The organism is Ruegeria sp. G2 (genome assembly GCF_056533505.1).
Map to the genome: position 1 here is coordinate 108,349 of NZ_JBQFON010000001.1, position 26,391 is coordinate 134,739.

The window sequence follows — 26,391 nt, forward strand, 5'->3', positions numbered from 1 at the left end:
GTCACTCCGTTTCCAAAATCACATAGTCCCCCAGTTCGATCCCGTTGATCGTCTGGTCGCCTTTGCGGATCGTCCGCTTGGTAATCAAGATGTTGGTGACGTTCTGTGGTGTGCCGACACGGTAGAAGTGCCAGCCGAACGCACCAAGCAGGGGGTTGAAAAAGTAGCTGTGGCTGGTCACCGCGATAAAGGCGAAGATCGCAATCGTGGGCACCCACATGATCCAGTTCAACTTTTCGAAATCGGCCGTAAACAAGGGCAAGAGATACAAGAGCATAATTGCCATGTTCTCCCGGTCGGCAGGCTCCACCGTGGTGATCTTGTGTTTCTCAGAGGCAGGGGCGCGGTTGGAACGGGTCGTCTTGAGAACCCATAGGCACACCACCACCAATGTCGTTGAGCCGAGCAACAGCCACACCATCGTTGGCCACGCATCGTTGAAGGCGGCGACGAATGCATATGTGTACCCAACGGGCGCGATAGCCGTGGCAGTCAGGGCAAGGCGGGCCAGGCTGTTAAGCAATTTCCAGAACCTTTTGCTTGTCGGCTTGGACTTGCGGGAGCAGCGCGTCAGACAGCATTGAGTGATCCTCTCCTAGTTGGACGCTCGCCTCGTTCAGTTCCTGTCAGACTCCCAATAAGGCTGTCCAGTTCATCGACCGGCAGACCCAGTTCCTCAGAAATATCGTCGCGAGTGACTCTTTCCTGCCAAAGTATTGTCAGCACCTTCTTCCACAGTACCGAGGTTTCCCGCTCGATGCCGACAGGCTCGCCTAACCGATAGCCTCGGCGTGAAAGGTCGATGCAGATTGACTTGTATTGCCAATCCGACAGCCGCCCTATGTGGTGCAACCTATAGGCCAAAGCCATCGCAGACACGCGCCAGCGTAGCTTGGCCTTGAGGATGATTTCGGTCGAGATCACACGAGGAACGCGCGCCCGCACATCGTCGGCAGGCATCAGGAAGGCAGAGGCAAAGCTGTTGGCCTCTTTCTCAAGAGAGCGGTCGCCTTTGGGATCACCATGCCTGTGCAAGACCAGGTGGCCAAGCTCGTGGGCCGCATCGAAGCGGCTGCTTTCGGCACTCTTGAAGTTGTTAAGAAATACGTAGGGCTTTCCACCACGCCAGAATGAGAAGGCGTTGACCGATGCCGTATTCTCAGACAGCGACAGCATCCGTATGCCCTTGGTTTCCAGCAAACCCAACAGATTGCCGATGGGCTGTTGCCCGATCCCCCAATGCTGGCGCAGGCGGGTCGCGGCGACTTCGGGGTCGGTTTCTTCCGACAGCTCGTCAGGGAAATCCGGATCGGGCAAGCCGAAACGGTCCTCAATCCAGCTGTTGAGCAGCAAGCCGAGTGATCCGGCAGCGATGGCCGCGTTTCGCTCGCGGGCAGTCATCTTTGAGAAGGAGCGGAAGCTGACGGCCCCGACATCAACCGCCTCAATATCCTCGCCCATGAAGAAGCTTGGCGGATAGCCCAAGGCCTCCCCCAACTTCTCAATGGTTTCGGGCTCTGGCTCATTGCGGCCTTTTTCAAGCCGCGTGATCGTATCCACGCCAACCCCGGCCTTTTCGGCCAGGGCTTTGGCCGTCATGCCGCGCCTTGCGCGGGCAAGTGATAGTCTCCCAGCGTTGAACATCGGCGTTCTACTTGCGAACGATCTGCGGCTCGAAATCATCCGCGATATCATCGGTATCGAGCGGCAGGATCGTGTCGTCTTCTTCAACGTCCTCGATCAAAAAGATGCGCTCCAAAGCCGCCACGAAGGTGCGGCGGGCAATCACAGGGCGCGTGAGTTCTGCCCGGCCCTGCTGATCCACCATCAGGTAAAACAGCGCTGGCCCATCAACCGGTTTCGGCGCATGGGGTGCAAGATCGCCCGCTCCAGCGTGCTCAAAAAGGTTCGGCCCGCTGGCGCGTTCCGCCCCCGCGCCCTTTTCCGAGCGCGGTTTGGGGTGATCGCGGCCGCATGCTTCATCGACATTGCAGAACGAGACCTTGATCCCGAGGGCGTCGTTGCGGATCGCCTCGATCCCGTCGCGGCGGTCGATTTCCCAATCGTCCCCCAAGTATTCGCGGCGGATGGCCGCCACGCCGTGATGGTAGGAGAAGGTGCCAGCCGCGTTCGACGGATGCAGGCCAGTGGCGTTATTGCGTTCGGCTAGCGCCACTTGGACCGCGCGGATCAACCCCTCGCGGGTCAACCCAAGCTGGGCAAGCCGCTGGTTGATGTCGGCGGGCTCCTGCAGAATGCTGGTTTCGATATGCTCGGTCATGTCTGCGCCTCGTGTCGATTTTCTTGACCTACAGGTTGGTCGAAAAAATCGACACGGTCAAGCTTCAATTCGTATTGACCCCACGAATAGTGAGAGGCGAAACTTCGCACCTCCACAGTTGCGATGATTCAAGTGCTGCACGTTGCGCGAACGGCAGAAAAGTGAAACGCCGCGTCGCGGTATCTTGGCGCCTAATGAGTGGCAGGTAAGGGCCGGATTTTACTCCAGCCTTTTGGCCCTATCAGCAACCCTCTGGACCACCGAAACAGTAGCTCCACCTGCCTGGCGTATCCCAGCCCCGGCGATCTCAGCATTCGACCTGGTCCCAAACCGTGCCCGCGCCCGTGACCCTTTGGTGCCAATCAAGCCTTTTGCGAACCCGCCCGGACCGGGAATGCTCGGCGGTCCGGCCATCATGAAGTTGCCTGAGATTGAGCGCACGATCAGCGGGGTGGCGATGATCATGCCGCCTGCGAGGAACATCATCATGAAGAAGGGCACAAGCGCGCCGATGTTACTTGCGCCAGAGGGATCGCCGAGTTCGGTCATCAGCGAGCGCGACATGCCGACGACCGTTGAAAACACCCCTGCAATCACGAGGGGGTAGAGCGCGTAGGATACCGTGCTGGACAGCCAACGGTGAAAATAATCCTTGCTGACATCAAACAGCGAAAGCGCGATCATGATGGGGGCGATGCCGATCATGAAGGCCAGCATGATCTTTGCGAAGATCAGGACAAGGCCGCAGAGTGCGCCGATGACGCCCAAGAGGAATGCGCCGATTGCGCCGATGAGGGCACCGGCCATCCAATGCATGTTGTCACCGGCCGCGTTCAGATAATCGCCAAATTCTTCGATAAGATCGTCGAAGGCCTCGGCAAAGTAGGATGCACCTGCACCGCCGCCGCCAAGCCCAGCCACCATGCCGCCCGCGAGTTGGTCGAGCCCGTCAATGAGCGCGCTGGCCACCGCGTTGAATTGGACCCAATTCATCGCAAACAGAGAGATCAGCATGAGCTTGAGGGCGAACCAGAAGGCGGTCCGCCCATCCATGGATTTGTATTGAAACACCATGTTGAGGAAGACGCCGATCACAGCCAGCGTCGAAGCCACGGCAATCACGCCACCAAGCTGACCGGCGACGTTGCCAAAGGTGGTTTGGGCGGCGTCTTCCAGAAAGTTGTCGGTTGTCTCTACCATCCAGGTCACGACGCCCATCGGCTCTTCCTCGGGTTGGCTTAGGTGCTCTCACCAGTGCGACGCTTCAAGAAGGCCTTCAGGATGTGCTCACCGTCGAAATCCGGCACGACGGAGACCAGCTCCCAGCCATCTTGGCCAAGGGCGGTCAGCTGCGCCTCGATCTTCGGTGGCTTTGTCTTGGCGGTGTTGATCAGTTCAATCTTGTATTCAAACATGGGCTGTTTCCTTTGAATGGGCCGGATCAATCGGCAGGTAGAATTCAGTGATGCCGCGTGCGCCTTCATGGCGACCAGCCTGGATGATCACATCGATCGAGCGGGTGATGTAGTCGTTCATGTCCTGGTAGGTCATGGGCACGTCGGTTTTCAGGGCGGCGATGGCCAGGCGCTGGACCGCAAGTTGTGGCGTTTCAGCGTGCAGCGTGGTGAGAGAGCCGCCGTGGCCGGTGTTGATGGCCTCAAGGAAAGTCATGGCCTCTTTGCCACGCACTTCGCCCAGGACAATGCGGTCCGGTCGCATGCGGAGCGTAGAGGTCAGCAGGACATCAGCGCTGCGCGTGGCCTCATCGCGGTCAGACATCAACGTGACGACATTGGGCTGCGTCGGACGCAACTCGGCGGCCTCTTCGATTGTGATGATGCGCTCGTCGGCGGGCACGAACGAGAGGATCTTGCGCGCCGTGACGGTCTTGCCGGTGGAGGTCCCGCCGGACACGATCATGTTGAGCTTGTGGGTGACGCAGAACTTGATCGCGGCGTCGATGTCGCCGGTGGCCACGACATCGCGCAGCTCGGCATTGCGCTTGCGTCTTGCACCCTCGTTGCTGCGCTCTTTTCCGAACAGGTAAGACAGCTTGATCTGTTCTAACGGAAGGTCTGCGAAGAACCGCAGGGAAATTGCGTAACCGCCATCGACGGCGGGGGGCTGGATGACTTGCGCGCGGATGGGGCGGTCGCGGTAGGCGATACTGACCGAAACAATAGGCTTGGTCCGGCTGAGGGTGGTGTTCGCGGCCGAAGCAATCTGATTGCCAAGGTCTTTGATTTCATTGGGCGAGAGCTGTCGATTGACGCGCCGCATGAAGTGATCTCCCTGAAACTCCGCCCACAGCGCGCCGTCAGGATTGATGCAAAGCTCGATCAGCTTTGGATCGCGCGCCTCGGGGATCTTGTCCATCGAGCTTTGCAGATAGCTGGCGGCCATGGTCAGAAGATCTCCAGATCGCGGTCGACCATCACTGTGACGCGGGCTCCTTGGTCGACATAGATCACGGGCGAGACGGAGAGATATTCGCCAATCACGCTTTGCGCGCTGTCCTGAAGGTCTTCGCCAATGCCCTCGAGCACATCCGAGGCGATCTCATCTTCTGTGTTTTGGGCGGCGACGGCAGGCAAGGCTCCGATCAGTGATATCAGGGCGGCTGACCCGAACCGCGTGCCAAAACGGCTGTCGACAAAACCGGTCGTGCCGGAGCGTCCCAGTTCGTCGCCACCAAAAGCGCTGATTTCAACGGTCTGGTTGCTGGGCAGAATGATCCGGTCCCATGCGATGGTCACGCGTTGCTGCGCAATATCGAGACCAGATTGATACCGCCCGATCAGGCGGGCCCCGCGCGGGATCAGGATCCGCGAGCCGTCATAGGCGTGGACATCTTCCGATACCATCGCGCGGACCTGACCGGCGAGCGAGCTGTCGATCGCTGTCTCGAGCACGGCCTGGATCATCGTGCCCTGAACAACGGTGTTTGACGGGTTCACGATCAACTGGGCCTGCGTCACCTCAGCGGGTTCAGCGCCATTGCGGACAAATTCGGTGTCCCCATCAAGCCGCCGCTGCTGCGCGGCGGTTTCATTGTTGCCGCCTCCGGTGCCGCCAAAGGCGATGATAGGACTGGCGATGCGGGCTTGGAGTTCCTCAAGTTCGGCTTGCCGCCGCCGCTCGAGCTCCTGAAGGCGCAGTTCTTCGGCCGTGGGGCCGGTTGGTGCGGGCGTGCGCGGCGTTTCCAGGCGCGCAAGCTCTAGATCGTTCTGCAGTCGCTGGATTTGTCGTGCACGTTCTTCCAACTCTTCGCGCAAGGCGGCTTGCGTTGCTGCTGCCTCGCTGCGCAGGGCATCGATCTCTGCGCCCAAGGTATCCAATGCTTCTGTGTCGACGGCCGGTGCTTCGGGCGCTGGTGCGTTTCGCAGGGCTTCAAGCTCGGTGCGCATGGCGTCCATCTGGGCGCGCAGCTCCTCTGTTTCGCTGGCCGGTTCCGGCTCCGGCGGTTGGGATGTGTCGATCGGTGCAGGCGCGGGCTCGAGCGCACCAAAGCCCGGTCCTGCCGCCTGGAATTCATCGGGTGAGGCGGTTTCGAGGCCTTCGGGTTCAGAGCCGCCAGAGAACAACAGCAAGATACCGCCAAGGCCAGCGATTGCCCCAATGCCGAGGGCAACGGCGGTAACAGACGGGCGCGCCTTTGGGTTTTGTGGTTTGCCTTCAAGCGCTTCGAGGCGTTTCTTAAGCTCGGTTGTTTCACTCATCCTGATTTGCCTCGCTCATCTCTTGGACGCAGATCTCGTCCTCGCCGAGCCGTAGAACCCACCGATCACTGACACCTGAAACGCGGATCACGCCGTCTGGCCGCGCGAGCGCATTCACGCTGCGCTCATTGCCACCGGACCAGCGAAAGATCGCGGGCAGCGGCGCGTTTGCAGCAAAGCGGAAATAGGTGAATGTGCCGTCGTCCCAGATTTCGCGCGGCGTGATCTCGGATCGCGCGCTGACCCCGTAAGCATGGTTCGCGGGCTCGCTTGCGGCAACTCGAGACTGCTGGGGAGCAGAATCGGGATAGGCAAAGCGAATGACGTAGAATGTCGGTGAACTCGCCTCAGTGACGTTGAAATAATAGCTGCGCCGGTTGGTGTAGACGGTGATGTTTGTATGCGCGCCGCGCGTGACGGGCTTGATTGCAAAGGCCTGGCCACCGGGCACGCCGTCGAGAAGGAACCCTTCTGTGTCGCCAGCAATGATCGAGCGGATGGTCTCGCCTTGGCCGAATTCAATGCTGGTCACATGGGTCAGGCTTGTGCGGATGCGGTAAACCTGCCCGTCTTGATAGGTGGCCAGCCGGACGCGGGCATCATAGGGGCCCTGGCGCGGCTGCGTTTCGGCATAGGCGGTCCCAACAAGAGGAACAAGGAAGGCGAGGATCAGGAACAGGCGGCGCATTGGTTACTCCAAACGATCCGAGCGGATCGCGTATTCGGTGACAGTGAAGCCGAAGGGATTTTGCCAGACATCGTCGATCGACCGGCTGTTCTCCGGCCGAAACTCAAACATCAGGGTTGCGGTAAAGAGCCCGTTTTGACTGCCGCGCGGTGAGTTCAGCCGCTTGCGCAGGCGCACCTGGGCGCGATTGGCGCTGATATGCGTGATCGACAGAACCTCGACATCAAGCCTGGCATCTGTGCCGTAGCTGTCGGGTGGGTATGCCTCGTGACCACTGGTCCAGAGCGCACGCAGACCTGTTGCGGCCGCTCTGTCCGACTGATCCAGGACCCGCCGCACGCGCACGTCATTGTCGAGCTGATTGTACGTCTCTCGATCGATGACATAGCGGTAGACCTGTGCCTCGATGATAGCGGGGCGTTCCGTGAGTGAGACCGCTTCAACCACGGCATTGGGGAGGGCCATGCCGGTTTCGCTATCAAAGGGCACGATCATGGGCGGCGGGTCCACGTCGAACAGGGCCACGAGGGCGGCGGCGAGGCAACCTGCCATGCCAAACGCTATGCCTGTCAACCCCAGCTTCTGCCACATGAGCTCGCGTCGTCGTGCGCCGTAGACGAGCTCTTCTTCGATGATTTCTGCCTCACTGTTCATGGGATCAGTCCGCGCGCAAGTCTGGCAGGGTGAAGTCCATGTATCGGCGCTCTTCAGCCAGCGTGGCGGCATCCACAACGCCAGATTGGCCCGCGCCGACAGTCTGGATGGCTTCGAGCTCCCACATGCGCGTCATGGCAATAGCCAGCTCGGCTGTGACACGGGTGTTGTGATCGACGGCTTCCTTGAGCGTTTCCATGTCCGGGATTAGCGAGACCAGCTGTTCGACCCGTTCTAGGGATTGCGCGGCTTCTTCATAGCTGTTCTCAGCGGCCGCTGACATCACCGCCCCAGTACCCGCCTGACTGGCAATGCGCTCCGCCCCCGGATTGCCGCTGCTCGCCATGTCGGACAGGCTGTCTTGGTCAAAGCCTGCGTCCTCCAAGGCTTGCGTCATGCGGCCCTCCATCTGAGGGGCGGCATTACCGATCAGGCCGCTGTAATCGCCGCTCTGGATTTGCCTGATGGTGCCCAGAAGATCGCCGAATTCCTGATCGAGAAGCCCGTCGAGATCGCCACCCATGGCCATTTCAATGATGTCCGTCGCGCCGGTCAGCGCGGCGTAGGTCTCATTGAGCGTGTCGAGTTGCTGCTGCACCAGATCGAGCTGCTCGAGAAGCGTGTCGAGTTGGTCGGTCTGGATCCCGAAATCTTCAAGCATCTGCTGCAGCTGACGAATTTCCTGGGCGATGTTGCGTGTGTCGACCGTGGGAACGCCTTGGGCAGACAGGGGTGAGGCAACCAGCAACGCGCAAGTGGCTACGGTGGAAAAAAAGCGGATCATCGGAGTGCCTCCAGATCAAATTGCATGAAGTCTTGTTCGCGCGCCTGAGCGGCCGCCATGGCCAGCTCTGCCGCGCTGAGGGGGCGGGTGTGGGCGGCCTTGAGGCGCGTGCGGATGGCGATCAAGCGGGCGAGTTCGGCCCGCGCATAGGTGTTGAGCGACATGGCAGCGTGAATGTCATCTGTCTCGCCAATGCGCCTGATGATGTCCTGCACGCGCAACGCGGCCGCTTGCACGGAGACCAAGGAGTAATCGCCATAGACCCCTGCGCCGAATGAGGTCAGGCTCATTGTGGAGTTGGCGAGCAAAACTGGATCAATGGTGCCAAGCGCGTCGACGCCGCCCACGCGGACGAGGTAGAGATTAAAACGCTCGGGGATCACCTGAACGTAGTGTTTGGTTTCAGCGAATGGCGGCACACCGCCGTAGCGCTGCACATTGCCGGGACCGGCATTGTAGGCGGCCAGCCCGTGAATGATGTTGCCATCAAACATGGCCAGCATCTGCGCCAGATAGCGCGCGCCGCCCGTGACCTGGATATAGGGATTTTCATAATAGGCGGGATAAATCCCGAGATCCTGCGCCGTACCGGGCATGATCTGGGTCAGGCCGAATGCACCAACGGGCGAGCGCGCGCCGATGGTGAAGCGGCTTTCCTGCCAGATCAGCGCCTGCAACAAGCAGCGCCATTGTTTGGGCGATAGACCGGCAGCGCGCACGCCGGACATATGATGCGTTTCCTGAGAAGCGCGAATGATCAGCTCTTCAATTGATCCCGAGGCATCGCCGAACATCTGGCCCGCGCCGGGGTTCGGATCGACCGAACCATAGAGCATGTCAGCGGCGCTTTCAGGCGATGAACCAGCTTCCAGGCTTGCGACCAGTGCGCCTGAGTTCCCGCTGGCCAACGTCGTGGCATTGAGGATGTCTTCCAGCGCCTGGAGTTGTTCTTGCTCGAGCTCTTCAAGCTCTTCCTCTTTGGTTAACCGATCCCGCTGCAGCGCCAGATCTTGTTCACCTTGCTGCAAGACGCGCTCGCGCTGCAAAAACATGCCCGCATCAAATGTGGGCACGCCCTGGGCAAAGGCCACTGGCGCGGCGAGCGACACCAAGCCTGCAAAGATATGCAGGCGGTACTTACTCACTGAGACCACCAATCGGTCCGAGCAGCTCGAAATTGCAGTTACTGCGGCTGACCTCGGCAAAGGAGTTGAAGCATTCGGCTTCAGATGGCCGGTATTCCGCGCAGGCTGTCAGGGTCAAAAGGGTAAGGGTCAGCACGCAAAGGCTACGCATCAATCTGTCTCCAAAAATCGGGGTTTTGGCGATAATCCGCGCCGACCAGCGCCTCGCCTTTTTCCATGCCGCCAAGGATCGTGAGGTAGGGGCCAAGTACGCTGAGATCGGCATCGATCACGACCGAGCCTTGATCATCACGCACCAGCGCAAGGCGGGAATTGCCGCCGGTGCCGAGCAAGACGCTCAGCTCTTTGTCAGTGAGCCCCAGCATGGTGTAATCACTGGCCGAGGTGCGGATGTTGGGAAGCAGGAGCTGCGTCGGCACAGCCTCGACAATCGTCTTGCCGGTGCGAGTTTTCTCGAGCTGGCTTGCGTATTGGGTCATCATCACGACAACCGCGTTTTGTTTGCGCGCCGTGACCAGCCAGTTACTGAGCCGATCCGCGAAATACGGGTTGTCGAGTGCCTTCCAGGCCTCATCAATGATGATTAACGTCGGCTGGCGGTCTTCGATCACGCGCTCCACCCGCCGAAATAGGTAGGACAGGACCGCCATGCGTTCTTTCTCGCTTTCGCTGTCGAGAATCCCGGTCAGGTCGAATCCCACCACATCACCATCGAGCGAGAAGGTGTCCTCAGAGCTTTGACCGAAGATCCAGCCATAGCGGCCATCTGCGGTCCATTCCTGAATCCGTTCGAACAGATCCCCTTCATCCGCCCCAGCCACAAAGAGCGAGGCCAAATCCTGCCAGTTGCGTAGGGCGGCATCGCTCGCCCCGGCGTTTTGGCGCACCACTTCCTGAATTCGATTGATCTGGACTGGGCTGAGGGGCTTGTCGGTGCGATGTAAGAGCGTGGCCAGCCAATCGGAGAGCCAGGCTTGCCCGCGCCCGTCGATCTCGGTGCGCAGCGGGTTGAGACCAGTTGCTTCACCTGCCTTGATGGCGCTGTAGCGCCCGCCATTCGCGCGCACAGCCATTTCCATGCCCGCGCGATAGTCGAAGACAAAGACGCGCGCGTCGCAGCGACGGGCTTGGGTCATGAGGAAGGCCGACAGCACTGACTTGCCTGAGCCAGGACGGCCGAGGATCAAGGTGTGCCCGCCAGTCGGTTCTTTGTCCGGCTGACCTGTCTCATGGTAGTTAAAGAGAAAGCCCGAACGCTCAGGTGTCGGGAAGAGGGTAATCGGCTTGCCCCAAGGCACTTTGTGTCCGGGTTTGCCCAGTTGACCGCGATGCAGCGCTGCGAGGTCTGCAAAGTTCGTATTCGTGATTGCGGCCTTGCGGCTGCGCATCTGCCCATTGCCCGGATGCTGCGCGAAATAATGCGTCCGAGCCGCAAAGCTCTCATTCACCAGATTAACGCCTTCACTGGCCGCGATGTTGCGCACCTCGGCGGCGATTGCTTCCAGCTTTTCCTCGGTCTCGGCGAAAACCGTCACCGTCATGTGATGATCGCCAAAGCTAAGGCGCTTGGATTCAAGATCGTCGAGCGCGTCGACCAATTCTTCAGCAAGAGAAATCGCACCATCATCACTGGCCTTCATCAGACGCTGTTGGCGTTTGATCCGGCTGGCCATGATGTTGCTGTTGATCGGCGTGAAGGAATGCGTGACGACCAAGTCGACGGGCAGGTTCAGCTCATCAAACATGGTGCAGTTGGTTTTGGCCGGGTAGGTCTTAATCGCAAAGCTGGTGCCAAACCGTTTGCCCGCCGTCCCCTCTTCGAGCAAAAAGCCATGCCCCTGAAACGTGACGCGGGTGTTGGCTACATCTTCGGCAATGACGCCAAAGCGGGATTTTGCGAAGAGCGGCCTTTCCTGGCCGATGTTTAGCGCCCCGAGGAACCCGAGTAGCTCGCCGCATTCAGCGCGTAGCAGGCGCGGGTTTATCTCTGCAAAGGACGACAGCAGAAACCCCACGACTTCCTCGAGCTTGCGCAGTTGCTTGGCTGTCTGGTCTTTCAGCTGTGCGATGGAGTCTGAACGTTTCAGGCGCAGTCGCGCACCGAGGGGCGGACGTTTCAGTACCGTGAGTGTGAGAGTCTTGTCCCGCAGGCCTGCCCGCGCCATTGCCATTTGCCAACGGCTGTCCAGGGCTTGGGCAAACCCCTCATTGGGCACTGGTGGCAAGGCGGTCTCGATCGCTTTTGAAACCTTGTGGACGTAGAAACTGTACTCTGGCCCAATCTGCGCAATGATCGCCGCGAAGAGCGCGCGGATTTTCTCCAAATGCGCGTCATCACTGGTCATGCTGTTGACACCATCAAGGCGGATGCACTGGAACAGCGCATTGCCGCGTGTGCGGATCGTCACGTCATTCACGAGGCTGACATAGGGCAGCATGCTGGCGATTGGGCGCTCTTTGCGCGCCCAGTCCGGTAGCACGGTAAGATCATCCGACGGATCACGGAGCATAGCTGTCCGCCGAATGGATCTTGCGATTTGGCGTCGGAGGCGTTTCCTGTAGGGCAGTGACCATCACCTCAAGAAAGGCCGGATCCCAATCGGCCGCTTTCCACAGCGCAGGGTAGGCCAGAGCGGCGATGATGATCACCGGCCAGCTTTGAACCCAAAGAAACAGCAACGCAAACCCGAATAGCCAGACCATGGCATACATGATCGGCAAGCCGATGAGCTTTGGCGGCCGGATCAGGCCCAGGAAGAGGCGGGTTTGCGTTGCCATGCCAAATTTACGCGCCCCAGATGGCGGTCACGATGGTCGGCGCAGCTGCGATGCCTGCGATAGCGACCAGCACCCAAAGGGCCTGGCGGAAATCCAGAATGCCAAAGAGCCATGAGAGGAACACGCCGATCAGGGCCAAGGTGCCGATGACTATGCCCAGGGGGCCGGTGATCGTGTCGACGATGCCTTGCAGAAGGTTCTGCACCGGCGAGAGGTCGATGCTCTGCGCCAAGGCGGGATTGGCAATCATCAAACTGGCCAGAGCCAGCGACAGGATCGTGCGGAATTGTAAGTGCATCAGGAGGCTCCAGTCAGTCGATCACGCACGGCCATGACGCGGCGCACGTGATTTTGGGTTTCTCGGTAGGGAGGGATGCCGCCATAGCGCGAGACCGCGTCTGGTCCCGCGTTATAGGCAGCGAGCGCGAGTTCGGGCGTGCCAAACTGCGCCAACATCATCAGGAGGTAGCGGGCAGAGCCATCGAGGTTGGCCTGCCAATCATGCGGATCCACACCAAGCTGCGCGGCCGTCGTTGGCATCAACTGTCCGAGGCCGATCGCACCTGCGGAACTGCGCGCATTCGGGCGATAGGCGCTTTCAATCTCTATATTGGCTTGGAACAGCGCCTGCCATTCCGTCACCGACAGCCCGGAGCGACGCAGTGCAGGATGCCCGCCATAACGATGCGCGGTGCTTTCAAGAGCTGCGAGGATTTCGGGCCGGGGAACTGCGCGGGCCGGTGCAGGAGGGGGAGCTTCAGGCTCAGGCGCTGCGAAAACGATCAGCTCTGGCGGGTTTGCACCAATCCCGTCGACGTAGCTTTGTGCAAAACCTGATTGGGGTGCTTTGGTTTCCAGCTGCCCATCGGCTCGCATGGAAAGAACGAAGCCTTCAGAATAGGCGGGTGCAGCAAGGAATGCTGCGAGGACGGCAAGTGGCTTAGCCCGCGTCGTCCAATTTGTGCGAGGCAACCTTGCCTTCGAGCATGGGGATCGAAACGATCGAGACGCCCAGCCCTGCAAGGAAGCTGGATAAGCCGTTGATTGTCTTGAACTCTCGGGCAGCCATGTTGTTGCGCGCAGTGACGAGCAGGCGGCGCGTCTCGCCATCTGGCGAGACACAATGCACGGTCCAAACTCCGGACCACTGAGCACCTGTACGTGTGGGCGTAACCCGGCACACAACATCCGCCGAATGACCCTCGGCAAGTAGTGTGCGCAGCCCGTCTTCACTGACAACATTAGGGGCGTCTTGCATCAAATTCATAGGATCGAGCCTTGCAGAATTGTGCATTAGCCCGGCAGTCCCTCATGGACTACCGGACCGATACAATATTATAATCTTGCAATCAATAGGTGCAATTTGCGTTATTGCGCCATTCATGCGTTGAAACAAATTTACTGCAACGGAGTGGCTGAGCCAAGATAATATGGCGCTTTTGAAACAAACATGGGCGGTTATGGTCGTTCTGAGCTGGGGTTCTGCCGCGATTGCGGGCACTTGCCTGCCGCCTGCGCCGCCTTGGATGCCGACCAATGCCGACGACGTGCGGGCATATGCTGACCTGTTGAGGCGCGATGCGGAGACGTATTTTACCGATGTCGAGAAGTATTTCCGTTGCCAGGATCAGGAGCGACGGGAGCTGTTTGTGCAGGCGCGAGAATTTAGCGAAGCATATGCGCGATTTCTAGAATTTGAAGCTGAGTAGGTATCACAATCAAATTTCTCAGACTTGTCCGGGTGGGGTTTGCAAATGCTTAGCGACAAACATCTGGTCGAAAACAAAAAAGTGGGATCATCAGTGATGCCGGTGTTATGTTGGCTGTGCAGGTTATTTTTACTAGGTACTTTAAATGGATGTATCGCTAGAACACGAGCTGGACGCGCACCAGAAAGAGGTCCAGCTTTTTCTGGGAAAATGCATACTGCGGCTTCAACAATACGAGCGGCTCATTAAAGCTATCGTGGCAGATCACAAAGTATCAGGGCCTGCCAACAGCATAGAGCAAGTTCGAGCGGCGCGAGCGGAGGAAACCGCTCGTAAGACACTTGGCTCGCTGGTTGGTGAACTCCTCGGTTCTTATGTCGTTCCCATTGACGAAAGCGCACCCCAAGATTCATCCTCAAGCTTGCCTGAAGATGGCGCTTGGATTGCCCAAGCGACGCAATTGAGCCTTCCAGCTTCGGAATTTGCGCGAATAGATCAGGAACTCAAGGAGCTTGTAACCTTGCGCAACGATTTGGTTCATCACTTTTTCGACCACTTTGACATGCAAAGTGTGGATGGTTGCGTTGTGGCTAAAGAGTCCTTGAGCGTGTCGCTCAAACTTATCGAAGATCATTTCCAGCAGCTGTCGGAGTGGGCGAAAGATATGATTCGAATGCGCAGGATGTTGTCTGACGTGATTCAATCTGACGCATTTAGAGGTAATGTATTCAACCGTGTTTCCAAAGACCAGGCGCTGGAATGGGAACATAATGGCGTTGTCATAGCACTAAGGGAGGCATTTTCGGTTCTGTCGGTCGACGGGTGGGCATGTGTCGACGAGGCTGGTAGATGGATAGCTGCACGGAATCCCGAGCAAACTCCATCGAAATACGGCTGCAAGAGTTGGCGCCAGGTTGTACATGAAGCGTCTAATTTTAAGCTAAAGTATTTTGAAAAGCAGGGGCGGCGATCAGCGTTCTTTCAAGAAAAATAACGTCTCAAAGATCGCGTGTGTGCTGGGCGGTTTATGTGGCGTTGGTCGGAAAATCAGATCATTCTGATGGTGTTCCAAGGGTGGGCTCACTTAGAGCTCGCACAAACGCACCCAACGACACGCATTGCTGGAAGCGCCCTCTAAACGCTCGCGCCAAAGTACATGCGCGAGGGCGACTAGGCTACCACCGGATAAAATGGTTTACCCCAGTTTTCATTTGGATTGTCCATCATGATGTCGATGAACACAGGCATCAGAAACCCAAGGATTTCAGCACCGTCCCGAACCTGCGCCCGGTTCACATCGCTGTTCCAGGTTGACCCTCCATGAACGAGCTGATTACGCAGGACATACAACCGGTCGAAGACAAAGCTCAGGACGCGTGCACTGTCGCCCATTTGGAATGATGATGCAAAGGAGCGGGACGAGGAGGCAAAGCGATCCTCCCAATCCTCGAACTCATCAACCCCATTGTGGTATTGCCAGAATGGATTGAAGACATACCGGTTTTCCATGAGCATCCGAACCGGGCCTGAAAACCGTTGCCACAGTGCCTTGTAGATGCGTTGGTCTTCATCAAGAGCGACGAGCCGACCGAAGTATTCGACGAAAGCAGCGCGTTCTCCCGGGGCGATCGCTTTAAACTCCTGCTCGTCGGCATATGCGGCGTTGAATGCGATCCAGAGGAAAATGAAGCGTGCATCATCATCCTCGCCGCAGGCTTCTGCACGGCCGACCCAACTGATGGCACGATGAGCGCGCAGTCCCATGGTTTCGGGGAAACCTTCGCGAATGGCGCGTTGTTTTGCCTTTAGAGCTGCATGGTCAAGGCCGTTTGTCATAGTAAATTCCTGTTCAATATCTTCATGGCAAAGCGTCGAAATCCGACCTCTGGTGGCCCGCAATCAATTCGCGCAATCCTGCTGGCGCCAATACGTCTACCTTGTCGCCCCATTGATAGAGGTGCCAAGCCATTTCCAACCAACCCGCTGCCTTGAACCTGACGATCAGACTGCCATCGTCCTGAGGCTCGACAACTTGGGTGGGATGAAAACGGAATTCGGCGGCGCGCTCCGCGGCTTCAGGTGTGAAGCGCCACACGACTTCGCCATATTGTTCGGGGTCCTGATAGACACCAAACGCCTGAGCGGCATAGGTCTCTAGAGAGAAACCCGAGGCAAACTGGAAGCTTTCGTTCAGAACATCCGCCTCATGAATCCGATCCATGCGGAAATTCAGAATGCCTTCTCCACGCGAGGGTTGGCGCGCGACGAGATAGCTGCGGTGTCCCAGCAGTATACCGTGTGGCTCGATCACACGCTGCGCAGCACCCTGAGGCCCATAGCAGACGCGCAGCCGAAATGGACCGCGCAGCGCTTCGATGACAGCATCTGTCACGGCAGGCTTCAGTGTGACGGTAGGGCCGGGGCGCGTGACTTGGCCCAATCCAGCCAGCACCGCTTCAGCATCGGCTTCCGAACGAAGCGCGTCCCTTGGATTTAAACGTGCCAGCAGCGCGTCACGGAGATCCTCCAGAGCGCGTGAATGCCGTATTCGCCCTTCATCGCGCGCGGTACGTGCCGCAATTTCAAGCGCCTCGATCGCCGTTTCCTGCCGGGGCTGCAGTCGGTCTGGCAAGGGTGCGTCCATCCGCCAAAAACGCCGCCTTTCCACATCGTCCTTGGTAGAAACATTTGTAAAAGCTGCTTCGAGAGCCTCGGTCATCCGTTGAGCGGTGCGGTGCGAAACATCAAATTCAGCGCAAATGTCCTCGAGACTGACGCCGCCCCGGCGGGATGCAGCCATTTGAGCGAGGCGAAGCAGATCCTGCGCTTTGGCGAAAGACATTTGACCTCCATGTCAGAAATTGACACCCTTGTAAGGTATTGATGAACTTACAGTCTGTCGAGGTGAATCCCTTGGAGATTGATCTATATTTGTAATGGAGTAGTCATGAGGGATCTCGACGGCCGCATCTTTCTGTCCGCCACGGATCTCATGCGCTTCATGGGCTGCGCACACGCGACCACCCTTGATCTGGCGCATATGCTCGGAACGGGCCCGGCGCCGGGAGAAGACACCGAGGACGCAGCACTGTTGCAAAAGCAGGGCGATGCACATGAGGCAGCACACCTGGCACGCCTCAAGGACGCCGGACGCACGGTCGTGGAAATCGAGCGTGGCAAACTTGGCAAAAACGCCGAGGCCACGCGCGCAGCGCTTTCCGCTGGTCCGGATGTCGTGTTTCAGGGCGCGTTTCTGTCGGGGAGTTGGGGCGGCTGGTCTGACTTTCTGGAGCGTGTCGAGACCCCCTCTGCGTTTGGACCGTTCAGCTATGAGGTGACCGACACCAAACTGAAACGTCGGGCCGATCCCAAACATGTGCTGCAACTGGTTCTGTATTCCGACCTGTTGGCGGAAATTCAGGGTGTGGTACCTACGTTCGCGCATGTCGAATTGGGCGACGGCACGCGCGCGACGCTGCGCCTGGCGGACTACTCTCCTTATGCGCGCATGGCGCGCTCGCGGCTGGAAGCCTTCGTCTCTGACCCACAGCCGACCCGCCCGGTGCCATGTGCTGATTGCGGCCTGTGCCGCTGGGCCGAACATTGCAACAGCGTCTGGCACGCCGAAGACAGCTTGTTCAATGTCGCCAACATCAGTCGTGGTCAGGTGAAAAAGCTAGAAACAGCGGGTGTTCACACATTGGAGGCTCTCTCGACGTTGGATCACCCAGTGCGCGGAATGGCCGAAAACACCCAGGCCCGTTTGGTCACTCAAGCCCGTCTGCAGCAGGCCCGCAAAACCGGGGAGCCAGATTTCGAACTGCGGGCACTGGAGCCAGGCAAAGGCTTCGGCCTCCTGCCTGAACCCCAGCCCGGCGACCTGTTCTATGACATCGAAGGCGATCCGCATTACGAGGGCGGCCTCGAATATCTGCACGGCATCTGGTTCGACGGGCAGTTCCAGGCTTTCTGGGCCCATGACCACGATGCCGAGGCGCGGGCATTGTCGGACTTGCTAGCGTTCTTTCGCGCGCGGATTTCGCAATACCCCACTGCGCGCATCTATCACTACGCGCCATACGAGATCACAGCGCTCAAACGCCTGACCACGAAATATGGGATCGGTGAGGCTTTCCTCGACCGGTTGTTGAGAGAAAGCCGCTTCGTAGATCTGTTCGCCGTCGTGCGCGGCGGGCTGATCGGATCGGAACCGAACTATTCGATCAAATCGATGGAGGCTTTCTACGACCGCAAGCGCGACGGTGAGGTCAAGACGGCGGGTGGCTCGGTCGTGGCCTATGAGCGCTGGCGCGAAATGCAGGACCAGCAGATTCTGGACGAGATTGAGGATTACAACCGCGTCGACTGTATCTCGACCGAGGAATTGCGCGATTGGCTGGTTGGCATCCGGCCTTCTGGTCCTTGGCCAGCACTCGCCCTGGATGCCGGAGATAAGGAGGTCGAAGAGGACGCCGATACGCAAGCTCTGCGCAACATGCTGGCAGGGTCCGGCTTGCCCGAGGCGCGGCAGGATATGCTGTTCAACCTCGGCGTCTTTCACAGCCGTGAGGTGAAGCCTGCACAATGGGCCGTGTTCGATAGCGCTGCGAAAGACGAAGATGATCTGCTCGACGATCTCGATGCGCTTGGCGGGCTTGAGGCAGCGGGTCCTGTCGAACCCGTCAAGCGATCCTTCGCGCGCCGATACACCTATCCCGAACAGGCAACGAAGCTTCGCAGCGGAAAAAAGGCGACGGTTCCCGTATTCGACAGCCCCCCGATAACGGTCGGCATCGAGTCCATGGACCGGCGGGCACGTGAGGTCACGGTCAAAGCAGGCCCGGGCAAGGCCGACCTACTGACGGAACAGCTGACGCTGCATCCGGACTGGCCGATCCAGACAGGTGTCATTGCCGGTGCTTTGCGCGATGTGATCGCGGATCAGTGCGGCGCGCGCCGGTACACGGCGGTGGATGACCTGCTGTCGCGCGCTGCACCGCGTCTGCGCTCTGGTCCAAGGGGCGATCTTCTGGGCGGGGCAGACCCCGTTGCAGGCACCATTGCCGTGGTGAATGACATGGATGGGACGGTCCTGCCGATCCAGGGACCACCCGGTACCGGCAAGACCTATGTCAGCGCCCGCGCGATCCTGTCCCTTGTCCGCCAAGGGTTCCGCGTTGGAGTCGCTTCGAATAGTCACGAGGCGATCCGCAATGTTCTGATGGGCTGTATTCTCGCCCTCGAGGATGACGATCCCGACATCACGTTGGAAAACGCCGAACTGGCGCACAAGGTTGGCGGCGGTGAGGATGGGTATCCCGACGGTTTTTCCGGGATTGCCCGCGCCCAGTCGAACGACGACCCTGCGCTATCAGACGCCCATGTCGTGGGCGGCACGGCGTGGTTCTTTTCCCGCGACGAGAATGTGCAGGCTTTTGACTGGCTGTTCGTCGACGAGGCGGGCCAGGTTGGCTTGGCAAATATGGCTGCCATGGGTCGTGCCGCGCGAAACATCGTGCTTGTGGGCGACCCACGCCAGTTGCCGCAGGTCATTCAGGGAGCGCATCCCGAACCTGCGAACCTGTCGTGCCTGGATTGGATGCTCGGTGAGCACGCGACGGTTCCACCCGAGCGGGGCATCTTCCTTCCCACATCCCGGCGCATGCACCCGGAGGTCTGTCGGTTTATCTCGGAACAGGTGTATGAAGGCCGACTGACCAGCCATCCTGATACCGCTCACCAGCGCGTGGCAGGCACGGCGCTTCCCGAAGCCGGAGCTTTCTGGGTGCCGGTCCCCCATGAGGGTAATGCACAGATCGCACAGGAAGAAGTCGACGTTATTGGCAAAACCGTCACTGACCTTCTCGACGGCAGCTGGACGGAGAAGAACGGCAGCACGCGGCCGATGCTCGAGACGGACATCATTGTCGTCGCTCCGTACAACGCTCAGGTAAACGCTCTGCGGGATGCCCTTCCGTTGGGTGTTCGTGTCGGAACCGTGGACAAGTTTCAGGGGCAAGAGGCGCCGGTCTGCCTGGTTTCCATGACGGCATCTTCCGCCGAAGAAACCTCGCGCGGGATGGAGTTTCTGTTTTCTCTGAACCGCATCAATGTCGCGGTCTCCCGCGCCAAGGGCCTCGCATTGGTATTTGGAGCCCCGCGATTGCGTGAGGCGAAGTGCAATACTGTCGAGCAAATGCAGTTGGTAAATACGCTGTGTGCTCTTCCTCTAGCGCCAGACTTTCAATTGGGAGTTGATCGGAGGTTTAAAAGTGACTGAATTCAAGATACTAACATCAATTAGTGCAGCTTTATACCTTCCAGCAGGGTTCCAAATCCTTCGCCAAGTCTTGAAGTGTTCGGACCGTCTGTCGCTGCTCAGTCTAATCGAATTGTTGAATGCAGTTACGCACGCTCAGACAGAGGTCTGAAACCATGGCCCACCACCCACCTGCCATTGAGCAGCCTACAGACCAAATAGAGGGTACATCGCTGACTCTCCACAGATCCATGATCGAGACGCTAGCGGCCGATAAAATCCGCGGGTTTAGGGGAACCATCGGCGAAAATGGTGAGTACTTGGACGAGGTCTACAAAAGCAATGCAAGCCTAACCGCCAACGTTGCTTCGGACTATCGTGACCGCTTTTTGATCGAACTAATTCAAAACGCCTACGATGCTCATCCGATACAGACGCGGGACGGTCGAATCGAGATAACGCTTGATTTGCGTTATGAGGTTGAAGGGACGCTCTTCGTGGCTAACACTGGCCGGGCTTTCACCTCAGAGAATGTGAAGGATCTTTGCAACATCGGCCTCTCTCGGAAGCCATTGGGTGAGTCGATCGGAAACAAGGGCCTTGGCTTTCGGAGTGTCGTACAGATCACAGACACGCCGAGAATCTATTCCCAGCAAACTGACGCTCCGAGACAAGACAGTTTTTCTGGTTTTTGTTTTCGCTTTGCCGGCGCGGCGGATTACCGGACACTTATCGATGATCTGCGGCATCGTGAACTAGCGACACGAGACCTGCCAATCTTTCATATTCCAGTATGGCAGGATAAGCAAAACGACGCAGTTCGCGCTTACGCTGGCGACAATTTCTCAACTCTCATCGAGCTGCCGCTCCGCAATGCGGCTGCTCAGGACACAGTTAGGCGAGAAATCGAGCAACTTCGTGCTCAGCAGGTTCCGATGCTCCTTTTTCTGGATCGTGTCCAATCATTGAAGTTTCGGATTTTGGGCGTGGACGGAGAAACTGAAACAGAGTTCGTGTTCACACGCTCAGAAGAGACAAAAGAGATTGGGGACATTGCCCTTTCGCGAGTGAATCTTGGAGCCGCGGGGACGTTACTCGTCGCGCGCCGTGCCGTTGCAGAGCGTGTCATGAAGGAAGCCATCTCAGAGGCAATTTCGCAAAAGGAATTAAACGAGCATTGGGAAAGGTGGACTGGAGCAGGTGATGTTGCGATTGCGGCCCGGCTCGATGCGCCGGTCGAAACATCGCGGCTTTACACATATCTGCCGATGGGCGAGCAGGCCGAAGCTCCTTTTCAAGGATATCTGCACGGCAGTTTCTTCCCTTCGTCGAACCGAAAACACCTGAACGCACGAAATCGGTTGAACGCGGTTTTATTGGAGGAAGCGACAGGCCTAGTATCCGAGGCGGTATATCAGATCGTCATGGACCCGGCTGGTATGATCTCAAACTGGCTTACAGATGATGAACGCTCCGCAGCTGTTGCAGACTTCATGTGCTGGGAGAAGGTTGGAAGTCTGGAGGCCGACGAAAATCTGGCGGAAGTTGTTGCGCTCAAAGTGGCAGAAGTCTTTGGATGTGAGGAGTTTGATGACGCTCCAATTGTCCCGTGTTCGGAATCGGGGCCCCATGGCCTTGTCTTGACATGGAAGCCGCCGAAACTCTCGCGTTTGTGGCCGGACAATAGCGGTACGTTCTCCGCCAATGAGGCGGCGTACTTCGCGGCGGCTCTTGGTGTTTGGCCGATCTGGCACTCGATAGCATCCCGGCGAGATCGCTTGGACCACTATCTCTCAAACCATGCTGAAGGCTACGCTGGAGAGCCCGGTGGAGAAGAACGTGCGCGGTTTGTTGAAACCGTGGCCAAAAGTCTCCACAAAAATAGCCGAACAGCCAAGGCCAGTTGGCAGGAGTATTTCTTACAGATTCCAGATTTCATGGGGAGTGACGGAAATCTCTTAGCGGGGCTTTCTGTGCTGATTGGAGACGACGGGCAACTTCACGCTGCCATGTCGCCACCACCCGAAGCAGAACGGAGTTCGCGACCGTCGCGCAGGCGTCGCAAACTTGAGACTGCAATATTTTCTCCTCCCGACCCGCGCAGGTCAGATACGGATGAAGACCTAGAAATCGATCCGCCAAAGAAACTTTCTGAGCGTTTCGGTTTCTTGTCGAGCGCTTATCCTTGGCATCGGGAACTGTCCGGGACACGTGCTTATCTCGAAAAGCACAAACTCGTGGAGGAGTTTGATCGCGAAGCAATACTCGCGCATCTTTCTCGGACACTGCGAAATGAGCGCAACAAAGAAGTTCTTAAGGGCGGCTTGCGTTGGGCGTTTCATTTGTGGCGCCAGCCCCGCGCAGCCAATCGATCTTTTCGATTGCAACCTCAACACCGGTTTCGGGTGCCGACACTTGACGGTCGATACATCGAGGCAATAGAAGCTGTGTTCTCGGAAGGATGGCCCAGCCGAACCTCGGGGGGGCTGCTCCAGAATTTCCTTGATGCCGCTCCGCCGAATATTCCTGACCTGAATGCTTTGTCCTCTCGCCGACTGGCAGCACCCGATCATCTAGCTTTTCGGAACAAGCAGATCGAGGATTGGGTGGAGTTTTTGACCGAACTCGGGGTTGAAAGTGGCATTAGACTCGAGCGAAAATCATCGAAGAAAAACCGTTTTCGAGCAAACGAGATCAGTAGCTTTTCATTTGTTGAAGACTATGGGATGCCGCAAGCATTCGGCGAAGTTTGGCAGGAGAGTATCAGGTCTTCGGATCCGTCTCTCCTCAATCTTCCATCTACCACAGAATACGTGATCGATGGCGAAATTCACTGGCTGCCTGGGCAAGCTGATGTGGATTCCTTTTCTCCTGCGTGCAAGACACTGTACGCCCGACTGATCCTTGATTGGTTGGCGAAAACACCGGAGCTAGCGTGGGAGCTTGAAGTTCACCATCACTTTTCGCGTTGGGCGGATCGCCGAAACTGGCCCACGCCGCTTACGGCGTTCCTACGCTCGTCGAACTGGTTGCCAGTAGAGGATTTCGGGCACTCTGACCTTGGCCAAGTGGCTTCTACGCCATCTGATGTCTGGTTGAACGATGCCGACGGCGAACGATTTCTGTCATACCTTCCGAGACCAGTTCGAGAGGTCAGGCGAATACTCGAGCGATCAGGGAATGACCTCTTCCAGAAATTACGGGAACGAGCGGGTCTTCGCATTCTCGGCGACCCTGACACTTTGGCTGATCAACTTGCTTTTCTCGCAGAGCATTTCAGTAGTGAGGGAGTTGACGATCATTTCAGACCACGATTGCTTAACCTTTATATTCGAACATGGAGGCAGTTCCTCGCGCTCGTAGAAGACGGCACGGAAGATCCGCGCGAAACCGTAGTTCCTGTGGAGATCTTAGTTCAAAAACAGAACAGTAGAGTATCTGTGAACATGTTTGACGAGGACGAAGATCAGGGCGAAATCGTATATATCTGCGACACCGAAAGGGAAAGCGATGCGGGTCTCCTAGCCGCCAGTGGGCAAGCATTCTTTCAATTGAAGGAGAGCGAGCCGGAACGAACTGGAGAGCTCTTCGAGGCGTTCTATGGTGCGCGTATCAGGCGCATGTCCCGTGTCGATTACACGCTTCGTGCTGATGGAAATTCTATCGATGACGCGAAGAAGACCCCAATCCTCGAGGTTTGCCCTATCTTTCGGCCTATGCTGGCAGTCGCGATAGAAGCCCTCATCGGTACCGATGCACAACGCCTTCCATCCGACCGTTCTGAACTTCTGGCGAAACTTGAACGAATAAGTCTCGCAAAAGCATCTACGTTAGGCTTCGTTGTCGACGGTATCGGCATCTCGCCGGAGCAGATAGCCTCTCAGGCCTTTAGTCTGACTGCTGAAAATGGGCAGTCCGTTGTTTTAGTGGGGAGTGGTGAAGAGTGGAACTGGGAGCTCGTCGATCGGTGTATCCCTGCGATCTGTGAGGCTCTGGGACAGCGTGCTCTCGCTCCACATCTCAGGTTGCTCTTAGCTCACATCAGCCGCGACATTCCGCTTGCTGATACGCAAGCATATCCCGGAATAGATGTCGGACGCATGGCCGAACTTCTGCAGCTTTCCGCCTCTTCGACGACGGCTGCAACTACTACGCTGAATGCTGGCCTTGAACGTCAGGCGCCTTGGATACGTGCCGTTCTCTACCATGTTGCGGGCCATTCTGTGGTCGATGCGTTTGATAGAGAGTTCGACCATACATTCAAGGACGAAGGGCTGCTGCGGGCCACACTGACGAAATTGCTTCTGCAGACCTCCATCGATGTCGGCGAACTGTTGCAAGTCTGTCGCACTGCGTTGGGTCCGGGAGATTTCCGAGAAGGCCTTGGTCTTGATTTCGCTGAATTCAATAAGAGCCTAACTGCTGTTGGCTTGGAACCCGAGACATATCCCGAGCAACATGCCTGGTGTCTTGAGAATTTCTTACGGGAGCGTGAGATCGAAATCACTGAGTGCCTTATTTCGGCTTGCGCAGAAAAGCTGAATTTGATGCAGCCCGCGGATGGCTACGCAGTGACCAGAGATGCTATTCGCACACTGAAACCAGATCCGGCTTGGCTTCTTCGGTTCAAAGAGCCTCCAAACTCGGAGATGGAAGTATTGGTGAACGCGTGGCTCGACCTTCAAGGTGCGCCGCCGCTGGGCGATCAGTTTACGACGCCTTCAACCCTGGTACAGGTCCGTGACCATAATCGGAAATTCCTTTCTGACTTCATTCGGAGAGCGCTGCCAATTCTTCGAGCTTGGTGCGCAAAATTCCAACCAGAGAGGCGCCCTGACGCTTTGATCGAGAAAGACGGAGTCGATGATCTTCGCAAACGACTGGATAGTATCGGCGTGTTGGATTTTCGCATGCTTGATGACACTTCGGCGGCAAAGTGGCTTCAGATCTTGGACCTTTGGCCTGCCGGTATGCACCATTCACTTGACCTCAACGAGCTCAAGCTGTCCGAGGATGATGTTAAGGACGAGAGCGTGAAGGCTCGGGAAGCGAAAGAAGAGCGCAAGCGCGAGGCGCGCCTAGTTGAATTCAATGGGAAACTGATTGATCCGACGGAGGTCGATCTTTTTGCTCTGTCAGATGAACTACAGCAGTCGCTTTCAGCGGAGGTGCTAGGAAGCGCTTTGAGCTCGTCTGCTGACTTGGAAAAGGTTCAGCACGATAACGATACGCCCAAGACTGGACGCGAACGGAACAGTGGAAAGAAAAAGCTGCGGCGACCTCGTGTCCCTGAGGAGAAGACTGAACTGATCGGTCGATTGGGCGAGATGATTGTATACCATTGGCTGAAGCGTATCCTAAACAAACAGGATATCGACTCCGCATGGCTTTCGGAGAACGGAGCCTTGATCACTGGTCGCGATGGGAACGATGGGCTCGGTTATGATTTTGAGGTCACTTACAGGAACCAGACCTGGCAGATTGAGGTCAAAGCCAGTGTGGATGACCCTCAGTCTTTTGAAATCGGGGAAACTGAGGTGAGGGCAGCACGATTGGCTGCTCGTGCGCGCAGTGGCGTTCAATACAAGATCGCATATGTCAGTCATGTTGCAAAACCAGCCCAGACAAAAATAGAAATGCTTCCCAATCCTATGACCGACGAAGGCGCACGTGTTTTTGAGCTTCGTGGTGAGGGGATAAGATACGGTTTTGAAAGGAAATAACTACGCGCCAATGACACTTGTCTTTGGCCGATGTTCTTCGTAGGCCCAGAGGAGGTTAGACGTGGGTCCCGTCCCCTCCACCAAAGTTCCAACGCCGTTGCCCCCCTGAATTTCCTCTTCTGGGTATCCACATCTCGACCAGCGGCAGCTTTTCCGCAGCTCCTGGCTATTCGTGCCTGACGAAACAGCCGACAGTCCCGTTCTTGACGTTAGCTTCTGTCAGGATCACGGTTTGTATCTTGCTCAGACATGTTTGGCGTACCAGTTGGGTTTTTCTTATACGGCTCATAAAGCGCTGCCTGGCTATCGCCGTTATCCCACTGATACAGCAGCCCTATTTCTTCGCCAGTCTTGATACACGTAATGCGACCGATGGCTTCGGCTGTTGTGCGAACACTCTCAAGTTCGGGCAAAACTAGCCCCTCTCGTTAAACAATTCCTTGGGATCGACCTCGAGAGCATCCGCGATCCGCTCCAGAACATCGATTGATGCTGAATTTTTGGCGAGTTCGATCTCGCTGATATAGCTGCGATCTATGTTTGCAGCCAAAGCTAGTTGTTCTTGGCTCAATCCTCTGGAACTTCTTAGATTCCGGACATTTAACCCTACTCGTTCCCGTAATTTCATGGCCTCTATTCGGCCAGATCACA

General features: G+C 57.4%; 25 protein-coding genes. 4 read left to right on the forward strand and 21 right to left on the reverse strand.

What is annotated here, in order from left to right; genetic code table 11:
- Position 1: 1 nt before the first annotated feature.
- The 17 genes from ACR0DU_RS00490 to ACR0DU_RS00570 form a co-directional block, all read right to left on the reverse strand.
- Positions 2–523 (reverse strand): hypothetical protein, encoded by a 522-nt coding sequence (locus ACR0DU_RS00490; RefSeq protein WP_480871874.1) that lies wholly within the window; start codon positions 521–523, stop codon positions 2–4.
- Positions 524–570: 47 nt separating this feature from the next.
- Positions 571–1,695 (reverse strand): helix-turn-helix domain-containing protein, encoded by a 1,125-nt coding sequence (locus ACR0DU_RS00495; protein ID WP_480871875.1) that lies wholly within the window; start codon positions 1,693–1,695, stop codon positions 571–573.
- Complete coding sequence (locus ACR0DU_RS00500) at positions 1,652–2,281, reverse strand: hypothetical protein (protein WP_480871877.1); 630 nt, start codon at positions 2,279–2,281, stop codon at positions 1,652–1,654. The genes ACR0DU_RS00495 and ACR0DU_RS00500 overlap by 44 nt, the downstream gene beginning before the upstream one ends.
- A gap of 219 nt (positions 2,282–2,500) precedes the next feature.
- On the reverse strand, positions 2,501–3,499 hold the full coding sequence (locus ACR0DU_RS00505; protein WP_480871879.1) for a TrbL/VirB6 family protein: 999 nt from the start codon (positions 3,497–3,499) through the stop codon (positions 2,501–2,503).
- Between the two features lie 20 nt (positions 3,500–3,519).
- Positions 3,520–3,696 carry a DUF4177 domain-containing protein gene (locus tag ACR0DU_RS00510; protein ID WP_458878735.1) on the reverse strand — a complete coding sequence of 59 codons (177 nt, stop codon included), beginning with the start codon at positions 3,694–3,696 and terminating at the stop codon, positions 3,520–3,522.
- Entirely contained in the window at positions 3,689–4,684 is a 996-nt protein-coding gene (locus ACR0DU_RS00515; RefSeq protein ID WP_480871881.1) for an ATPase, T2SS/T4P/T4SS family, read from the reverse strand. Before ACR0DU_RS00515 ends, ACR0DU_RS00510 begins: the two co-directional genes overlap by 8 nt.
- A gap of 2 nt (positions 4,685–4,686) precedes the next feature.
- Positions 4,687–6,000, reverse strand: coding sequence for a TraB/TrbI/VirB10 family type IV secretion system protein (locus ACR0DU_RS00520; protein WP_480871883.1), 1,314 nt, complete (start codon positions 5,998–6,000; stop codon positions 4,687–4,689).
- A complete protein-coding gene (locus tag ACR0DU_RS00525) occupies positions 5,993–6,688 on the reverse strand; it encodes a TrbG/VirB9 family P-type conjugative transfer protein (RefSeq protein ID WP_480871885.1) in 696 nt (231 codons plus the stop codon). Before ACR0DU_RS00525 ends, ACR0DU_RS00520 begins: the two co-directional genes overlap by 8 nt.
- Positions 6,689–6,691: 3 nt before the next feature.
- Complete coding sequence (locus ACR0DU_RS00530; protein ID WP_480871887.1) at positions 6,692–7,342, reverse strand: VirB8 family type IV secretion system protein; 651 nt, start codon at positions 7,340–7,342, stop codon at positions 6,692–6,694.
- A gap of 4 nt (positions 7,343–7,346) precedes the next feature.
- Positions 7,347–8,126 (reverse strand): type IV secretion system protein, encoded by a 780-nt coding sequence (locus ACR0DU_RS00535; RefSeq protein ID WP_209596957.1) that lies wholly within the window; start codon positions 8,124–8,126, stop codon positions 7,347–7,349.
- Positions 8,123–9,271: a lytic transglycosylase domain-containing protein gene (locus tag ACR0DU_RS00540; protein ID WP_480871889.1), complete on the reverse strand. Its 1,149-nt coding sequence runs from the start codon at positions 9,269–9,271 to the stop codon at positions 8,123–8,125. Before ACR0DU_RS00540 ends, ACR0DU_RS00535 begins: the two co-directional genes overlap by 4 nt.
- Positions 9,264–9,422: a hypothetical protein gene (locus tag ACR0DU_RS00545; protein WP_480871891.1), complete on the reverse strand. Its 159-nt coding sequence runs from the start codon at positions 9,420–9,422 to the stop codon at positions 9,264–9,266. The genes ACR0DU_RS00540 and ACR0DU_RS00545 overlap by 8 nt, the downstream gene beginning before the upstream one ends.
- The gene (locus ACR0DU_RS00550) at positions 9,415–11,781 is read right to left on the reverse strand and encodes a VirB4 family type IV secretion/conjugal transfer ATPase (RefSeq protein WP_480871892.1); all 2,367 of its coding nucleotides are present in this window, start codon (positions 11,779–11,781) and stop codon (positions 9,415–9,417) included. The genes ACR0DU_RS00545 and ACR0DU_RS00550 overlap by 8 nt, the downstream gene beginning before the upstream one ends.
- Positions 11,771–12,049 carry a VirB3 family type IV secretion system protein gene (locus ACR0DU_RS00555; protein WP_480871894.1) on the reverse strand — a complete coding sequence of 93 codons (279 nt, stop codon included), beginning with the start codon at positions 12,047–12,049 and terminating at the stop codon, positions 11,771–11,773. The genes ACR0DU_RS00550 and ACR0DU_RS00555 overlap by 11 nt, the downstream gene beginning before the upstream one ends.
- Before the next feature lie 7 nt (positions 12,050–12,056).
- On the reverse strand, positions 12,057–12,347 hold the full coding sequence (locus tag ACR0DU_RS00560; RefSeq protein ID WP_480871896.1) for a TrbC/VirB2 family type IV secretion system protein: 291 nt from the start codon (positions 12,345–12,347) through the stop codon (positions 12,057–12,059).
- On the reverse strand, positions 12,347–12,925 hold the full coding sequence (locus ACR0DU_RS00565; RefSeq protein WP_480871898.1) for a lytic transglycosylase domain-containing protein: 579 nt from the start codon (positions 12,923–12,925) through the stop codon (positions 12,347–12,349). Before ACR0DU_RS00565 ends, ACR0DU_RS00560 begins: the two co-directional genes overlap by 1 nt.
- Positions 12,926–12,989: 64 nt before the next feature.
- Entirely contained in the window at positions 12,990–13,307 is a 318-nt protein-coding gene (locus tag ACR0DU_RS00570) for a hypothetical protein (RefSeq protein WP_480871900.1), read from the reverse strand.
- Positions 13,308–13,479: 172 nt separating this feature from the next.
- On the opposite strand from ACR0DU_RS00570, the gene ACR0DU_RS00575 reads away from it, so the two are divergent.
- Together ACR0DU_RS00575 and ACR0DU_RS00580 are read left to right on the forward strand one after the other, a co-directional pair.
- Positions 13,480–13,758, forward strand: a complete 279-nt coding sequence (locus ACR0DU_RS00575; protein WP_480871902.1) for a hypothetical protein — start codon at positions 13,480–13,482, stop codon at positions 13,756–13,758.
- A 145-nt stretch (positions 13,759–13,903) separates the two neighbouring features.
- Positions 13,904–14,752: an OST-HTH/LOTUS domain-containing protein gene (locus ACR0DU_RS00580; RefSeq protein ID WP_480871903.1), complete on the forward strand. Its 849-nt coding sequence runs from the start codon at positions 13,904–13,906 to the stop codon at positions 14,750–14,752.
- 176 nt (positions 14,753–14,928) lie between these two features.
- Here ACR0DU_RS00580 and ACR0DU_RS00585 read toward each other — a convergent pair whose 3' ends face one another.
- Positions 14,929–15,594 (reverse strand): hypothetical protein, encoded by a 666-nt coding sequence (locus tag ACR0DU_RS00585; protein WP_480871904.1) that lies wholly within the window; start codon positions 15,592–15,594, stop codon positions 14,929–14,931.
- A gap of 22 nt (positions 15,595–15,616) precedes the next feature.
- Complete coding sequence (locus ACR0DU_RS00590) at positions 15,617–16,600, reverse strand: helix-turn-helix transcriptional regulator (protein WP_480871906.1); 984 nt, start codon at positions 16,598–16,600, stop codon at positions 15,617–15,619.
- 105 nt (positions 16,601–16,705) lie between these two features.
- Here ACR0DU_RS00590 and ACR0DU_RS00595 point away from each other — a divergent pair, with 105 nt between their 5' ends.
- Complete coding sequence (locus ACR0DU_RS00595) at positions 16,706–20,038, forward strand: TM0106 family RecB-like putative nuclease (protein WP_480871908.1); 3,333 nt, start codon at positions 16,706–16,708, stop codon at positions 20,036–20,038.
- Between the two features lie 119 nt (positions 20,039–20,157).
- Positions 20,158–25,740, forward strand: coding sequence for a sacsin N-terminal ATP-binding-like domain-containing protein (locus tag ACR0DU_RS00600; protein WP_480871910.1), 5,583 nt, complete (start codon positions 20,158–20,160; stop codon positions 25,738–25,740).
- Between the two features lie 209 nt (positions 25,741–25,949).
- On the opposite strand, the gene ACR0DU_RS00605 is transcribed toward ACR0DU_RS00600, so the two are convergent.
- Positions 25,950–26,153: a hypothetical protein gene (locus ACR0DU_RS00605; protein WP_480871912.1), complete on the reverse strand. Its 204-nt coding sequence runs from the start codon at positions 26,151–26,153 to the stop codon at positions 25,950–25,952.
- A 2-nt stretch (positions 26,154–26,155) separates the two neighbouring features.
- Complete coding sequence (locus ACR0DU_RS00610; RefSeq protein ID WP_058239030.1) at positions 26,156–26,368, reverse strand: helix-turn-helix domain-containing protein; 213 nt, start codon at positions 26,366–26,368, stop codon at positions 26,156–26,158.
- Between the last annotated feature and the right edge of the window lie 23 nt (positions 26,369–26,391).

Coding starts and splice junctions, on each gene's coding strand:
- ACR0DU_RS00495 (WP_480871875.1), bottom strand. CDS start 1,695: ATGATATCGCGGATGATTTCGAGCCGCAGATCGTTCGCAAGTAGAACG.
- ACR0DU_RS00500 (WP_480871877.1), bottom strand. CDS start 2,281: ATGACCGAGCATATCGAAACCAGCATTCTGCAGGAGCCCGCCGACATC.
- ACR0DU_RS00505 (WP_480871879.1), bottom strand. CDS start 3,499: ATGGGCGTCGTGACCTGGATGGTAGAGACAACCGACAACTTTCTGGAA.
- ACR0DU_RS00510 (WP_458878735.1), bottom strand. CDS start 3,696: ATGTTTGAATACAAGATTGAACTGATCAACACCGCCAAGACAAAGCCA.
- ACR0DU_RS00515 (WP_480871881.1), bottom strand. CDS start 4,684: ATGGCCGCCAGCTATCTGCAAAGCTCGATGGACAAGATCCCCGAGGCG.
- ACR0DU_RS00520 (WP_480871883.1), bottom strand. CDS start 6,000: ATGAGTGAAACAACCGAGCTTAAGAAACGCCTCGAAGCGCTTGAAGGC.
- ACR0DU_RS00525 (WP_480871885.1), bottom strand. CDS start 6,688: ATGCGCCGCCTGTTCCTGATCCTCGCCTTCCTTGTTCCTCTTGTTGGG.
- ACR0DU_RS00530 (WP_480871887.1), bottom strand. CDS start 7,342: ATGAACAGTGAGGCAGAAATCATCGAAGAAGAGCTCGTCTACGGCGCA.
- ACR0DU_RS00535 (WP_209596957.1), bottom strand. CDS start 8,126: ATGATCCGCTTTTTTTCCACCGTAGCCACTTGCGCGTTGCTGGTTGCC.
- ACR0DU_RS00545 (WP_480871891.1), bottom strand. CDS start 9,422: ATGCGTAGCCTTTGCGTGCTGACCCTTACCCTTTTGACCCTGACAGCC.
- ACR0DU_RS00550 (WP_480871892.1), bottom strand. CDS start 11,781: ATGCTCCGTGATCCGTCGGATGATCTTACCGTGCTACCGGACTGGGCG.
- ACR0DU_RS00555 (WP_480871894.1), bottom strand. CDS start 12,049: ATGGCAACGCAAACCCGCCTCTTCCTGGGCCTGATCCGGCCGCCAAAG.
- ACR0DU_RS00560 (WP_480871896.1), bottom strand. CDS start 12,347: ATGCACTTACAATTCCGCACGATCCTGTCGCTGGCTCTGGCCAGTTTG.
- ACR0DU_RS00565 (WP_480871898.1), bottom strand. CDS start 12,925: ATGCGAGCCGATGGGCAGCTGGAAACCAAAGCACCCCAATCAGGTTTT.
- ACR0DU_RS00570 (WP_480871900.1), bottom strand. CDS start 13,307: ATGCAAGACGCCCCTAATGTTGTCAGTGAAGACGGGCTGCGCACACTA.
- ACR0DU_RS00575 (WP_480871902.1), top strand. CDS start 13,480: ATGGCGCTTTTGAAACAAACATGGGCGGTTATGGTCGTTCTGAGCTGG.
- ACR0DU_RS00580 (WP_480871903.1), top strand. CDS start 13,904: ATGGATGTATCGCTAGAACACGAGCTGGACGCGCACCAGAAAGAGGTC.
- ACR0DU_RS00585 (WP_480871904.1), bottom strand. CDS start 15,594: ATGACAAACGGCCTTGACCATGCAGCTCTAAAGGCAAAACAACGCGCC.
- ACR0DU_RS00590 (WP_480871906.1), bottom strand. CDS start 16,600: ATGTCTTTCGCCAAAGCGCAGGATCTGCTTCGCCTCGCTCAAATGGCT.
- ACR0DU_RS00595 (WP_480871908.1), top strand. CDS start 16,706: ATGAGGGATCTCGACGGCCGCATCTTTCTGTCCGCCACGGATCTCATG.
- ACR0DU_RS00600 (WP_480871910.1), top strand. CDS start 20,158: ATGCAGTTACGCACGCTCAGACAGAGGTCTGAAACCATGGCCCACCAC.
- ACR0DU_RS00610 (WP_058239030.1), bottom strand. CDS start 26,368: ATGAAATTACGGGAACGAGTAGGGTTAAATGTCCGGAATCTAAGAAGT.